The sequence below is a fragment of the Caulobacter sp. BK020 genome, from assembly GCF_004342605.1.
Classification (GTDB): domain Bacteria; phylum Pseudomonadota; class Alphaproteobacteria; order Caulobacterales; family Caulobacteraceae; genus Caulobacter.
The window spans coordinates 119475-133841 of the sequence record NZ_SLZL01000010.1 but is presented as its reverse complement, the minus strand read 5'-3'; the positions used below and the strand labels follow the sequence as shown (position 1 = coordinate 133841).

Here is a 14367-nt window from a genome sequence, read left to right as displayed (position 1 = left end):
TCGTTGATGATCCCAGCCCTGTCCTTCACCCGCGCTGCCCGGAGATTGGCCGGCGCCCTGTCGGTTTCGGCCGCCGCCCTGGCCTTCGCCTCGGCGGCCTGGGCCGCTGAACCGGCCCTGACCCTGACGCCGGCGCCTGCCCAGGCGACGATGGGACAAGGGGTCTTCGCCCTGACCGCCCGGACCCGGATCTTTGTCCCCCGGGGCGACGTCGAGGCCCGCGTCGTGGCCGGCCAGCTGTCCGACATGCTGTTCAAGGCCCGGGGTCTGAAGCTCGCCGTGGTCGAGGGCGCGCCGCCCGCCGGCGAGGCGGCTATCGTCCTGGCGCGCGGCCAGGCTGGCGGCGACAAGGCCGAGGCCTACGCCCTCCGGGTCGCCCCGACCGGCGTGACCATCACCGCCGCCCAACGCGCCGGCCTGTTCTACGGCGCGGTCAGCGTCTGGCAGCTGGCCGTCCAGGACGCGGCCAAGGGGCCGGCCCAGCTGCCGGCCGTCGCCATCGACGACAGCCCGCGTTTCGCCTGGCGGGGCTTCATGCTGGACAGCGCCCGCCATTTCCAGAGCGTGGAGACGATCAAGGCGATCCTCGACGCCATGGCCGCCCACAAGCTGAACGTCCTGCACTGGCACCTGGTCGACGACCAGGGCTGGCGGCTGGAGATCAAGAAATATCCCAGGCTCACCTCCGAAGGCGCCTGGCGCGTCCCGGCCGGGGCGGCGGGCCGGGATCCGCGGACCGGCAAGGCGATCCGCTATCAGGGCTTCTACACCCAGGATCAGGTGCGCGACCTGGTCGCCTACGCCGCCGCGCGCGGGATCACCGTCGTCCCGGAGATCGAGATGCCGGGCCACGCCCTGGCGCCGCTGGTGGCCTATCCGCAGTTCGGCATGACCAAGGCCCCGCCGCGCGCGTCGATGGGCGATTGGGGCGTGTTCCCCTACCTCTACCGGCCCAGCGAGGAGACGTTCACGTTCCTCAATGACGTGCTCGACGAGGTGATGGACCTGTTCCCATCCGAGTACATCCACGTCGGCGGCGACGAGGCGGTCAAGGACCAGTGGAAGGCCAGCCCCGAGGTCCAGGCCCAGATCCAGGCCCTGGGCGTCAAGGACGAGCACGGCCTGCAGAGCTGGTTCATCCAGCGGGCCGAAAAGCACATCAACGCCCGCGGCCGGCGGATGATCGGCTGGGACGAGATCCTGGAAGGGGGGCTCGCGCCCAACGCCACGGTGATGTCCTGGCGCGGGATCGACGGGGCGGTCGCCGCCGCCTCGCAGGGCCACGACGCGGTGCTGGCCCCCGACAGCACCCTCTACCTGGACCGCCGCCAGAGCGCCTCGGCCGACGAGCCGCCGGGTCGGATCAAGATCATCAGCCTGAGGGACGTCTACGACTTCGACGCCGCCCCGGCGGCGCTGACCCCGGCCCAGCGCGCCCACATCCTGGGCCTGCAGGCCACCTCGTTCACCGAGCACATGCGCACCGACGAACGGCTGGAACGGATGACCTTCCCCCGCCTGGTCGCGGTGGCCGAGAACGGCTGGACCCCCGTCGACAAGCACGACTGGAGCAACTTTGCGGCCCGCCTGCCGGCCGAGACCGCGCGGCTGGACGTGCTGGGCGTGGCCCACGACACCGTGCCGTACGAGCCGCAGGCGACCCTAAGCCCGGCCGACGGCGGCCAGGTCTCGGTCGCCCTGGCCTCGGGCCTGGGCCTGGGCGAGATCCGCTACACCACCGACGGCAAGGCCCCGACCAAGGCTTCGGACCTCTACGCGGCGCCCCTGGCCGTGGCGCCCGGCAAGACCGTCCGGACCCGGACGTTCCTGGGCGACGACGCCCTGGGCCGCGTCCGCGACTATCCGGTCAGCCTGCGGGCGGCCCGCACGCGCGACAGCCACCAGCTGGAGCTTTGCGGCAGCGGCATCAACCTGTCGCTTGAGGATGACGCTCCGAAGAGCGGCTCCGGGAACGGCCCGCGCGCGGTGTTCGCGGTCGACCTGATGAATCCCTGCTGGGTGTGGAAGGACGCGGACCTGTCGGCGGGCCTGACGCTGACCGCCCGCATCGGCCAGGTCCCGTTCAACTTCCAGATCGGCGCCGACCGCCAGAAGATCCCGCTGCGTCCGCCCGCCACCCGGGCCGGCGAGCTGGAGGTGCGGATCGACGGCTGCGCGGGCGAGCCGATCGCCGCCATCCCGCTGGGCGCGGCCGCGCGCGGCCCCGGGCTGGGGACGGTGTCGGGCCCCTTGCCCAAGCGCGAGGGCGTCCACGACCTTTGCCTGACCTTTACAGCGCGCACGGTCGAGCCGACCCTGGTGCTGGACCAGGTCACGCTGGCCCCCACCCCCTACTAGACCCTCCAAGAAGCAGGAAGCGTATCGGTGCCCAATCTCGTACTGTCCTCGCCGCTCAAGGGCTGGATCGCCCCGCTGGACGAGACGCCCGACGCCGTGTTCGCCGAGCGCATGCTGGGCGACGGCCTGGCCATCGACCCGCTGGGCTCGACCCTGCACGCCCCCTGCGACGGACGGGTGATCTCCGTGCACGCCACGCGCCACGCCGTCACCCTGCGGGCCGGCAACGGCGCCGAGATCCTGATGCACGTAGGGCTGGAGACCGTCGGACTGGGCGGCGAGGGCTTCGAGGTCCACGTCAAGGACGGCGACGCGGTCAAGGCCGGCGACAAGCTGATCAGCTTCGACCTGGACCTGCTGTCGCAACGCGCCAAGAGCCTGATCACTCCGGTGGTGATCACCAATCCCGACGCCTTCCAGATCGTCCGCCGCGAGCAGGACCACGCCGCCGCGGTCGGCGACTTCCTGATGGAGCTGGCCCCGATCGCCGGAGCCGGCGCGACCCTGGCCGTCGCCGAGGGCGAGGTGTCGCGCGAGGTCATTGTCCCCTTGCAGCACGGCGTCCACGCCCGGCCCGCCGCCCGCATCGCCGAGACCGCTCGCAAGTTCGCCTCGGAGGTCGCCCTGGTCGCGGTCAACCGCCGGGCCAGCGCCAAGAGCCCGGTCGGGGTGATGTCCCTGGCCATCCGCCACGGCGACCGCATCAGCGTGGTGGCCAGCGGCCCGGACGCCGACTTCGCCGTCGCCGCCGTCGTCGAGCTGATCGAGGGCGGCATGGGCGAGGGCGCGGCCCCGCCGCCGGCCGCCGCCCCGGCCGCCGTGGTCGAGGCCGTCCGTGTCGCGCCGCCCAGCGAGCCGGGCCTGCTGCGCGGGGTGATGGCCGCGCCGGGGCTGGCGATCGGCCAGGCCGTGCGCTTCGTGTCCAGCGACATCGCGGTGGTCGAGGCCGGCGCCGGCGCGGGCGTCGAGCGCGCCGCTCTTGAGAGCGCCCTGGCCCAGGTGCGGGCCCGGATCGAGCAGGCCGCGGCCCAAAGCGCCTTGGGGGGCGACACCGCCCGCAAGGCCATCCTCGGCGCCCACCTGGCCTTCCTGGAGGATCCCGAACTGACCGCCTCGGCCCACCGGCTGATCGCCGAGGGCAAGAGCGCCGGCTTCGCCTGGCGGCGCGCGGTCGGCGGCTATGTCGAGGCCCTGCGCGGCCTGGGCGACCGGCGGCTGGCCGAGCGGGTCGACGACCTGATCGACCTGGAGCGCCAGGTGCTGCGCGCCCTGAGCGGCGAGGAGGATGAGGCCCGCGCCCTGCCGCCCGGCGCCATCCTGCTGGCCGACGAACTGCTGCCCTCGCAGCTGATGGGCGTCGAGGCCGGCCAGGTGGCGGGCTTCTGCACCGCCAAGGGCGGGCCGACCTCGCACGTGGCCATCCTGGCCGCCGCCATGGGCATCCCGGCCATCGTCGCCGCCGGTCCGGGCGTGCTGGACGTCACCGAGGGCGCCAGCCTGATCCTCGACGCCGAGAACGGCACGCTCCGGGTCGGGCCGGACGCCGGCCAGCTGGCCGACGCCCAGACCGCCATCGCCGCCCGCCACGAGCGCAAGGCCGCCGCCAAGGCCGCCGCCCACCAGGAAAGCCGCACCGCCGACGGGACGCGGATCGAGGTGTTCGGCAATGTCGGCTCGCTGAACGACGCCCTGGCCGCCGCCGCCAACGGCGCCGAGGGCTCGGGCCTGCTGCGCACCGAGTTCCTGTTCCTGGAGCGCGAGACCCCGCCCGACGAGGATGAGCAGGCCCGCCAGTACCAGGCCATCGCCTCGGCCCTGGACGGCCGTCCGCTGATCATCCGCACCCTGGACGTCGGCGGCGACAAGGCCGCGCCCTACCTGCCGATCCCGGCCGAGGAGAACCCGGCCCTGGGCCTGCGCGGCGTGCGTGTCTCGCTGTGGCGGCCGCACCTGCTGAAGACCCAGCTGCGGGCCATCCTGCGGGTCAAGCCACTGGGTCAGTGCAGGATCATGGTCCCGATGATCGCCAGCCTCGACGAGCTGCGCGCCGTCCGCGCCGTGCTGGAGGAGGCCAAGCGCGAACTGGAGATCACCGAGCGGGTCGAGCTGGGGGTGATGATCGAAACCCCGGCCGCGGCCGTCACCGCCGACCTGCTGGCCGCCGAGGCCGACTTCCTGTCCGTGGGCACCAACGACCTGACCCAGTACGTGCTGGCCATGGACCGGGGCAATCCGGAGCTGGCCGCCCGCATCGACGCCCTGCACCCGGCGGTGCTGCGGATGATCGCCCAGACCTGCGCCGGCGCCGCCAAGCACCACCGCTGGGTCGGCGTCTGCGGCGGCCTGGCCTCCGACCTGGTCGCCGTGCCGGTGCTGGTCGGGCTGGGCGTCACCGAGCTGTCGGCCACGGCCGCCACTGTGCCGGAGGTCAAGGCCCTGGTCCGCGCCCTGAACGTCGAAGCCTGCCAGGCCCTGGCCCGCCAGGCGCTGGACCAGACCTCGCCCGAGGCGGTCCGAGATCTTTGCAAAGCCTTCCATTCGAAGGTTGGAGCCTAAAAGCGATGAAGTCCCCGCTCGAATTCCTCCAGCCCCTGGGCCGGGCCCTGATGCTGCCGATCGCCGTCCTGCCGGTGGCCGGACTGCTGCTGCGGCTGGGCCAGCCGGACCTGCTGAACATCGCCTTCGTGGCCGCGGCCGGCGACGCGATCTTCTCCAACCTCGGCCTGCTGTTCGCCATCGGCGTCGCCGTCGGCTTCGCCAAGGAGAACAACGGCGCGGCCGGCCTGGCCGGCGTGGTCTGCTTCCTGATCGCCACCGAGGGCGCCAAGGCCCTGCTGCACGTGCCGCCGGACGTCACGGCCGGCCTGATCAAGGCTCACGCCGACCTGGCCTCGGCCGCCTACAAGGCCAAGGCCCTGGCCAAGCTCAGCGTACCGATCGGCATCGCCTCGGGCCTGGTCGGCGGGATGTTCTACAACCGCTTCTCGACCTTCAAGCTGCCCGAATACCTGGCCTTCTTCAGCGGCCGGCGCTTCGTGCCGATCGTCAGCGGCCTGGCGGGCCTGCTGATCGCGGTGTTGATCGGCCTGGGCTATGACGGCATCAACGGCGCGGTCGACGGGGCCAGCCGGGCCATCGTCGGCTCGGGCGAGTTCGGCCTGCTGGTCTATGGCTTCCTGAACCGGATCCTGATCGTCACCGGCCTGCACCACATCCTCAACAACATCGCCTGGTTCGTGATCGGCGACTATCACGGCGCGACCGGCGACCTGCGGCGCTTCTTCGCCGACGACCCCAGCGCCGGCGGCTTCATGAGCGGGTTCTTCCCGGTGATGATGTTCGGCCTGCCCGCCGCGTGCCTGGCCATGTACCACACGGCCCGGCCGGAGAAGAAAAAGGCGGTCGGCGGCATGCTGACCTCGCTGGCCCTGACCTCGTTCCTGACCGGGGTGACCGAGCCGATCGAGTTCTCGTTCATGTTCCTGGCCCCGCTGCTCTATGCGGTGCACGCGGTGCTGACCGGCGTGGCCATGGCGGCGATGAACGCCCTGGACATCAAGCTGGGCTTCACCTTCTCGGCTGGGCTGTTCGACTATGTGCTGAACTTCGGCAAGGCCACCCATCCGCTGTGGCTGCTGCCGCTGGGGGCGCTGTACGCGGCCGTCTATTACGGCCTGTTCCGCTTCTTCATCGTCAAGTTCGACCTGAAGACCCCGGGGCGCGAGGCCGACGACGTGGTCTCGGCCGAGGCGGCGACCACGGGCGGCGGGCGCGGGGCCGACTTCGTCGCGGCCCTGGGCGGGGCGGCCAACCTGGTCTCGGTCGACGCCTGCACCACCCGCCTGCGCCTGATCGTCGCCGACCAGGGCGCGGTCAGCGAACCGGCCCTGAAGGCCCTGGGCGCGCGCGGGATCGTCAAGCCCTCGGACAAGGCCCTGCAGGTGGTGCTCGGCCCGATCGCCGACGGCGTGGCCGGCGAGATCCGCGCCGCGATGGCTGGAGGCGCCGTCTCCGCACCGGCGCCGGTGAAGCCCGCCGTCGCCAAGGCCGCGGCCCCGGTCGCCCTGCCGACCGCCGCCGACGACGCCCGGGCCGAGGCCCTGGTCGGCGCCCTGGGCGGCCTGGCCAATGTCGAGGCGGTCGGGGCCTGCTCCAGCCGCCTGCGGCTGGTGGTGCGCGACAACGCCGCCGTCGACGAGGCGGCCCTGGCGGCCCTGGACTCGCGCGGCGTCGTCCGGGTCGGCGCCCGCGCCGTGCACGTGGTGCTGGGTCCTGACGCCGAGCGTATCGGCGAGGCGGTGCGCTGCCTGCTGCCGGGGTGAGGCCATGAGCCAGGCGATCAACGACATCCTGATCGTCGGCGGCGGCACGGCCGGGTGGATGACCGCCGCCTACCTGGCCCGGCGGCTGGGCTCGACCCGGCCGGACGGGGTGCGCATCACCCTGATCGAGTCCAGCGAGATCGGCATCATCGGGGTGGGCGAGGGCACGTTCCCGACCATCCAGAACACCATGCGCACGCTGGGCGTCGACGAGGCGCGGTTCATGCGCGAGGCCGGAGCGGCCTTCAAGCAGGGCATCAGGTTCGTCGACTGGAAGACCGCGCCGAGGGACGGGGTCCACAGCCATTACTACCACCCGTTCGCCCAGCCCCGGCTGCTGAATGGCGGCCTGGACCTGGCGCCCTACTGGCTGATGGGCGAGGCGGGGGACATCCCGTTCTCCGACGCCGTCACCTTGCAGGACAAGGTCTGCGAGGCGATGCGCGGGCCCAAGCGGCTGGACGATCCGCAGTACGGCGGGCCGATGGCCTACGCCTACCATTTCGACGCCGGCAAGCTGGCGAGCCTGCTGCGCGAGGTCGGCAAGGCCACGGGCGTCAAGCACCTGCTGGGCAACGTGCTGACTGTGAACAAGGCCGAGGACGGTTCGATCGCCTCGGTGACGACGCGCGAGCACGGCGACCTGGTCGCCGACCTCTATGTCGACTGCACGGGTTTCGCCGGGGCCCTGATCGGCGAGGCGATGGGCTCGGCCTGGATCGACAGGGGCGACACCCTGTTCGTCGACCGGGCCCTGGCCCTGCAAGTCCCCTACGAGCGCCCCGACGCCCCGGTGGCCACGACCACGATCTCCACCGCCCACGAGGCCGGCTGGACCTGGGACATCGGCCTGCCCGACCGCCGGGGCACGGGCTATGTCTATTCCAGCCGCCACACCACCGACGAGCGCGCCGAGCAGGTGCTGCGCGGCTATGTCGGCCGGGCCGGCGACGGGCTGACGCCCCGGCTGCTGAAGCTGAAGGTCGGCCATCGCCAGGCGCACTGGATCGGGAACTGCGTCGCGGTGGGCCTGTCCGGCGGCTTCCTGGAGCCGCTGGAATCGACCGGCGTCGTACTGATCGAGGCCGCCGCCTACATGCTGGCCCGCAACCTGCCGCGCCGGGGCGGGATGGACGCCGCCGCCCGCCAGTTCAACGCGGCCATGACCGACCGCTACCTGCGGGCCATCGACTTCATCAAGCTGCACTACTGCCTCAGCCAGCGCACCGACAACCGCTTCTGGACCGACAACGCCGACCCGGCCTCGATCCCCGAGACGCTGCTGGACCACCTGGCGATGTGGAAGCACCGGCCGCCCAACGTGTTCGACTTCCCGAACCTGCACGAGAGCTTCAAGTACTTCAATTACCAGTACATTCTGTACGGCATGGGGTTTGAGACCACCGTCGACCCGGCGGCCCACGTGCATGGCGACCTGGCCCGGGCCGACTTCGCGCGGGTGCGGGAAGCGGGCCTGCGCGCCGCCGCCAGCCTGCCCGACCATCGCGCCCTGCTGACCGACATCTATACGCGCGGCTTCTCGACCCAGGCCCCCGGCCTGGCCACGGCCGAGGCCGGCGAGGCGCCCCGGCGGTGAACGGACCCGCCTTCGCGCCAGGTCCGGATCGGCGCGTCGAGGCGCTGCGGATCGGCCGCGAAGGCCATCCCGTGCTGGTGATCGACGGCCTGCTGACGGGCGCGGAAGACCTGGTGGCGTTCGCGGCCGAGACGGCCAGGCTGGCGCCGGTCCGGACCGCCGCCAACTTCTATCCCGGCGTCCGGGCCCCCGCGCCGGCCGGCTATGTCCAGGCGCTTATCTCCGCCCTGCGGCCGCATTTGGCGACGACCTTCGGCGCGCCGCTCGACGGCCGCGCCCACGTCACCTGCGCCCTGTCGATGGCCACCCTGCCGGCCGACCAGGCGACCCAGCCCCAGCGCCTGCCGCACATCGACACCACCGCGCCGGGGCAGCTGGCGATCCTGCATTATCTGTGCGGCCCCCCGCACGGCGGCACGGCCTTCTATCGCCACCGCGCCACCGGGTTCGAGGCGATCGACCCCGCGCGCGGTCCCGCCTATCTGGCGGCCGTGCGCCAGGAGCTGGCCGACGGCGCGGGCGGCCAGGGCGGCTACATCACGGCCTCCGACGCCCACTACGAACAGACGGCCGTGGTGGCGCCGGGGTTCAACAGGATCGTGGTCTACGCCAGCAACCTGCTGCACGCCGGCGTGCTGGCCGACCGCCCGGCCAGCGCCGACCCCCGCATGGGCCGGCTGACGGCCAACACCTTTTTCCGCCCGGAAGGCTGATCTCGCCCGCCGCGCACGACCTGGGCGCCAACGCTGTCAGGCGCGCAGAACCTTCAAGTCACGGCAGACATGTCCAAGCCCCGGGCCGGCGAACGGCCTAGCCTCCGGCCCGAACTTGGCGGTCCATTCCGCCGGACCGGCAGAGAGGGCGGGGCATGACCACATCTTCCAACGACCCGGACGGCGCCTCGCGGCGCGGCGTCGTCGTCAGCGGCCTCAGCCTGGCCCTGGTGGCGGTCCTGCCGTCCCTCGCGCCCGCCCCATCGTCCGCGGCGACGCCCCAGGCTTCGTCCAAATCCCCAGGAGACACCAAAATGAGCAGCGGCTTCGTCACCACCAAGGACGGCGTGCAGATCTTCTACAAGGACTGGGGTCCCAAGACCGCCCAGCCGATCGTGTTCCACCACGGCTGGCCGCTCAGCGCCGACGACTGGGACGCCCAGATGATGTTCTTCCTGGGCGAGGGCTTCCGGGTCATCGCCCATGATCGTCGCGGCCACGGCCGGTCGACCCAGACCGATACCGGCAACGAGATGGACACCTACGCCGCCGACGTCATCGCCCTGACCGACCACCTGGACCTGAAGAACGCCGTGCACGTGGGCCACTCCACCGGCGGCGGCGAGGCCATCCACTACGCCGCCCGCGCCAAGCCGGGCCGGGTGGCCAAGGTGGTGCTGATCGGCGCCGTGCCGCCGATCATGGTCAAGTCCGACAAGAACCCGGGCGGCCTGCCGATCGAGGTGTTCGACGGCTTCCGCGCCGCCCAGAACGCCAACCGCGCCCAGTTCTTCCACGACGTCGCGGCCGGTCCGTTCTACGGCTACAACCGTCCGGGCGCGAAGGTCTCGCCGGCCACGGTCGAGAACTGGTGGCGCCAGGGCATGATGGGCGGCGCCAAGGCCCACTACGACTGCATCAAGGCCTTCTCGGAAACCGACTTCACCGACGACCTGAAGTCGGTCGACGTGCCGGTGCTGCTGATGCACGGCGAGGACGACCAGATCGTGCCGATCGAGGACTCGGCCAAGCTGGGCATCAAGCTGCTCAAGCACGGCACGCTGAAGACCTATCCGGGCCTGCCGCACGGCATGTGCACCACCCACCCGGAGATCATCAATCCGGACCTGCTGGCCTTCATCAAGGCCTAGGACCTTTCGGAAACCCGAAGAGGGCGTCCGCTTCGGCGGACGCCCTTTTTCGCGTCCGGCGGGCTTGCGAAGCGGCGCGCGATGGGGGTTGTTTGGTCCGATGATCCCCGTCGCGACGGCCCCCTGGGCGCACCTGCCCTTCGACCTGCTGGCCTGGGGCCTGGGGACCGCCTCGACGGTGGTCGTCTATCGCTGGCGGCTCAAGGACCAGGTCCGGCCGGTGGCGGCGCGGGTCGATGGCGGCTACTTCCTGTTCCTGGCCCTGGGGGCCATTCCCGGCGCCTGGCTGGCCGGCTCCTTCAACTCCCTGCGCGAGCACGCGCCCGTCCTGTCGCACAGCGTGGCCGGGGCCCTGGCCGGCGCGATCGCCGGCGTCGAGGCCTACAAGGCGCTGCGGGGCGTCAAGGGCTCGACCGGCGGGATCTTCGTCGGCTCCTTCAGCCTCGGCGTGGTGGTCGGGCGGCTGGGCTGTTTCTTCGCGGGCCTGCCGGACGACACCTATGGCGCGCCGACTCGCCTGCCGTGGGCGGTGGACCTGGGCGACGGCGTGGGTCGCCATCCGGTGCAGCTCTACGAGTCGGCCAGCATGGCCCTGTTCCTGGCCGTCTACCTGTCGGGCCTGGCGGGCCGGCAGGACTGGGCGATGCGCCGCGGCTTCTATGTCATGTGCGGCTGGTACGGCCTGCAGCGGTTCTGCTGGGAGTTCCTAAAGCCCTATCCCCGGTTGATCGGGCCGTTTAACCTCTTCCATCTGCTTTGCCTGGGGCTGGTGATCTATGGATGGGTCTATTACCGCGCCGATCGGCGACGAGAGCGCCGCGCGGAAGATCGCGCCCTACCTGTTCCTGGGCCAGACCACCAGCCTGTGTGAGACCTGCCTGACGCTGGTCCCGGCCAAGATCATCGCCGAGGGCGAGCGGGTCTATTACCAGAAGCGCTGTCGCGAGCATGGCGTCCAGAAGACCCTGATCAGCGACGACCTGGGCTACTGGAAGGCCCAGAAGGACTGGCTCAAGCCGGGCGACCGGCCGCTGGCCGTCCAGACCCGCACCGACCACGGCTGTCCCTACGACTGCGGCCTGTGCCCGGACCACGAGCAGCACTCCTGTCTGGCGATCCTGGAGATCAATGAGGCCTGCAACCTCAGCTGCCCGGTCTGTTTCGCCGGCTCGTCGACCGGCCTGGACGCCCATCGCCCCCTGGCCGAGGTCGAGCGGATGCTGGACGCCGTCGTCGCCTCCGAGGGCGAGCCCGACCTGGTGCAGCTGTCCGGCGGCGAGCCCACCCTGCATCCGCAATTCTTCGAGATCCTGTCGGCCGCCCGGGCCCGTCCGATCCGCCACCTGATGATCAACACCAACGGCCTGCGGATCGCCCGCGAGCCCGGCTTCGCCGAGCGCCTGGCGACCTACATGCCCAGGTTCGAGGTTTATCTGCAGTTCGACAGCCTCAGGCGCGACGCCCTGATGCAGCTGCGCGGCGCCGACCTAGTCAAGGTCCGCACCCAGGCGCTGGAGGCGCTGGAGCGCAACAATATCTCGACCACCCTGGTCGTGACCCTGAAGAAGGGCGTCAACGACGACGAGATCGCCGATATCGTCCGCTTCGCCCTGACCTGGCGCTGCGTGCGCGGCGTGACCTTCCAGCCGATCCAGGACGCCGGCCGCAACGACGGCTTCGACGCCCGCGACCACCGCATCGTCTTGACCGAAGTGCGCCGCCGGATCGCCGAGGCGGGGGTGTTCGCCCTGGAGGACCTGATCCCCCTGCCGTGCAATCCCGACCAGATCTGCATCGGCTATGGCCTGCGCAACGGCCAGGACGTGGCGCCGGTGACCGCCCTGCTGCCGCGCGAGCTGTTCGTCGCCGCCGCGCCCAGCACGGTGACGTTCGAGGCCTATCCCGAACTGCAGCGCAAGATCTTCGACCTGCTGTCGCTGTCCACCGCCCAGGCCGACACCTCCGACAAGCTGGCGGCCCTGCTCTGCTGCCTGCCCGAGGCGGCCGTGCCCCAGAGCCTGGCCTACGAGCACACCTTCCGGGTGGTCGTCTCGCAGTTCCTGGACCGCTACAATTTCGACCTCGGCACGGTGAAGCGCTCGTGCGTGCACTTCGTCGAGCCGGACGGGCGGATCATTCCGTTCGACACCTACAACACCTTCTATCGCCCCGGCGCAGCGGGCGCTGGGGCGCTCGCGCGGGGGCAGGGGAGGGCGATATGAGTTCGGAGCAGGACCGTCCGGATCAAGACCGGCCCGATCCGGTGGCCAGGCTGTTCGGGGCGCTGCTGATGACGGTGGGGGCGCTGATGATGGCTCTGTGCGGCCTGTGCTCGCTGATCTTCGTCATCTCCACGGCCGGAAGCAGCGGCGGCGAGACGGGCGGCATGCTGCTGCTGGCCCTGGTCATCGGCGGCGTGCCGATCGCCATCGGCTTTGGAATCTTCTGGCTCGGGCGCTGGCTCTGGCGGCCTAAGGCTCGCTGACCGCCAGGATCGCGAAGTCCCAGCCGTCCAGCGTCACGACCCCGTCGGCGACCTGCGCCCTCCCGAACGCCGGGCCCTCGACCCGCAGGCCGCCGGGAACGGCGTAGCGCACCGGCTCGCGGCCGAAGTTCAGCAGCACCAGGGTCCGCTCGCCCCGGCGATAGGCGAAGACCCGCGGGTGGTCGGTGTCGATGTCGCGGTAGTCGCCCTCGCGCAGGTCGGCCGACCCTCGCCGGAAGGCGATCAGGGCGCGGGTGTGGGCCAGCACCGAGTCCGGCCGCGCGGCCTGGTCCGCCGCGTTGATGGTCGCGGCGTTGGGATTGACCGCCAGCCAGGGCTTGCCCGTGGTGAAGCCGCCGTGCGGGCCGTCCGTCCATTGCATCGGCGTGCGGCTGTTGTCGCGGCCCATGGCCCGGGCGTTGGCCAGGTATTCCGCCTCCGACACCCGGTGGCGCACGTCGCGCCAGCGGCCGGCCACCTCCAGGTCGTCGAAGTCGTCCAGGGTCTGGAACGGATAGTTGGTCATGCCCAGTTCCTCGCCCTGGTAGAGGAACGGCGTGCCGCGCTGGGTCAGGATCAGGGTGTTCAGGACCTTGGCCGACCGCTCGACCCAGGCCGGATCGTCGTCGCCGAAATGCGAGACCGAGCGCGGATTGTCGTGGTTGGACAGGAACACCGTGTTCCAGCCGAACGGCCCGGCCGCCTGGTCGAGCTCGGTATAGAGCGCCTTCAGCCGCGGCAGGGTCCAGGTCGTCTTGCGCCAGCCGTCGATGTCCATCCGCACGATGTCGAAATTGAACACCAGGTCCAGCTCGCGCCGCCGGCTGTCGATCAGGTCGCGCGCCTGTTCGGGCCGGATCCCGAAGGCCTCGCCGACGGTCATCGTGTCGTAGTGGTCCAGCACCTCGCGCCGCATCTCGCGCAGGTGCTCGTGCAGCCGGGGGCCGGCGGCGTAGACGAACTGCGGGGCGCGCAGCTCTTCCGGCGTCAGGTCGGGCAGCCCCGGGGGCTTGGAGATGAACGGGATGACGTCCATCCGAAAGCCCGACACCCCCTTGTCGAGCCAGAACCGCATCAGGTCGTGGACCTCCTCCCGGACCTTGGGGTTCTCCCAGTTCAGGTCGGGCTGCTTGGCGGCGAAATAGTGCAGATAGTACTGGCCGACGCCGTCGGGATCCTCGCCGTGGTCGAGGGTCCAGGCCGAACCGCCGAAGAAGGCCGGATAGTTGTTGGGCGGGCCGCCGTCGGCCTTGCCGTCGCGCCAGATGTAGTAGTCGCGATAAGGGTTGCCGGGGCCCTTCCGGCTCTCGACGAACCAGGCGTGCTCGTCGCTGCTGTGGTTGACCACCAGGTCGATGATCAGCCGGACGCCCCGCGCCTTCATCCCGGCCAGCATGGCGTCGAAGTCGGCCATGGTCCCGAACTGGGCCATCACCTTGCGGTAGTCGCGGATGTCGTAGCCGTTGTCGGCGTTGGGGCTGTCGAAGTGCGGGCTGAGCCACACCACGTCGATGCCGAGGTCCTTCAGATAGTCCAGCCGCGCCGTGATCCCCGGCAGGTCGCCGATCCCATCGCCATTGGTGTCGAGGAACGAGCGCGGATAGATCTGGTAGACGACCGCGTCCTTCCACCAGGGGCGGCCGGGACCCGGTTCGGCGGGCGGCGTCGGTGGGTCATCATGCACGAGCGATCTGTCTCCCAGGCCTAGCCCGGGGGAAACTAACCGATTTTCGCGATGGGG

General features: G+C 71.1%; 10 protein-coding genes. 9 read left to right on the top strand and 1 reads right to left on the bottom strand.

Going from position 1 to position 14367, the window contains the following annotated elements:
- Positions 1 to 6 precede the first annotated feature (6 nt).
- The 9 genes from EV278_RS14220 (at position 7) to EV278_RS14180 (ending at position 12626) form a co-directional block, all read left to right on the top strand.
- Positions 7 to 2358 carry a family 20 glycosylhydrolase gene (locus EV278_RS14220; protein WP_132092525.1) on the top strand — a complete coding sequence of 784 codons (2352 nt, stop codon included), beginning with the start codon at positions 7 to 9 and terminating at the stop codon, positions 2356 to 2358.
- Positions 2359 to 2385: 27 nt separating this feature from the next.
- On the top strand, positions 2386 to 4914 hold the full coding sequence (gene ptsP, locus EV278_RS14215; RefSeq protein ID WP_132092522.1) for a phosphoenolpyruvate--protein phosphotransferase: 2529 nt from the start codon (positions 2386 to 2388) through the stop codon (positions 4912 to 4914).
- Positions 4915 to 4919: 5 nt separating this feature from the next.
- On the top strand, positions 4920 to 6680 hold the full coding sequence (nagE, locus tag EV278_RS14210) for an N-acetylglucosamine-specific PTS transporter subunit IIBC (RefSeq protein WP_132092519.1): 1761 nt from the start codon (positions 4920 to 4922) through the stop codon (positions 6678 to 6680).
- 4 nt (positions 6681 to 6684) lie between these two features.
- A complete protein-coding gene (locus EV278_RS14205) occupies positions 6685 to 8277 on the top strand; it encodes a tryptophan halogenase family protein (protein ID WP_132092516.1) in 1593 nt (530 codons plus the stop codon).
- On the top strand, positions 8274 to 8990 hold the full coding sequence (locus tag EV278_RS14200) for a DUF6445 family protein (protein WP_132092513.1): 717 nt from the start codon (positions 8274 to 8276) through the stop codon (positions 8988 to 8990). The genes EV278_RS14205 and EV278_RS14200 overlap by 4 nt, the downstream gene beginning before the upstream one ends.
- 314 nt (positions 8991 to 9304) lie before the next feature.
- Complete coding sequence (locus EV278_RS14195) at positions 9305 to 10141, top strand: alpha/beta hydrolase (RefSeq protein WP_207905491.1); 837 nt, start codon at positions 9305 to 9307, stop codon at positions 10139 to 10141.
- A 100-nt stretch (positions 10142 to 10241) separates the two neighbouring features.
- On the top strand, positions 10242 to 11012 hold the full coding sequence (locus EV278_RS14190) for a prolipoprotein diacylglyceryl transferase family protein (RefSeq protein ID WP_132092507.1): 771 nt from the start codon (positions 10242 to 10244) through the stop codon (positions 11010 to 11012).
- Positions 10918 to 12363, top strand: coding sequence for a radical SAM protein (locus EV278_RS14185; RefSeq protein WP_132092504.1), 1446 nt, complete (start codon positions 10918 to 10920; stop codon positions 12361 to 12363). The genes EV278_RS14190 and EV278_RS14185 overlap by 95 nt, the downstream gene beginning before the upstream one ends.
- Positions 12360 to 12626, top strand: a complete 267-nt coding sequence (locus EV278_RS14180; protein WP_132092501.1) for a hypothetical protein — start codon at positions 12360 to 12362, stop codon at positions 12624 to 12626. Before EV278_RS14185 ends, EV278_RS14180 begins: the two co-directional genes overlap by 4 nt.
- Here EV278_RS14180 and EV278_RS14175 read toward each other — a convergent pair.
- Complete coding sequence (locus tag EV278_RS14175; protein ID WP_207905490.1) at positions 12613 to 14310, bottom strand: alpha-glucosidase; 1698 nt, start codon at positions 14308 to 14310, stop codon at positions 12613 to 12615. The genes EV278_RS14180 and EV278_RS14175 overlap by 14 nt on opposite strands.
- Positions 14311 to 14367 lie beyond the last annotated feature (57 nt).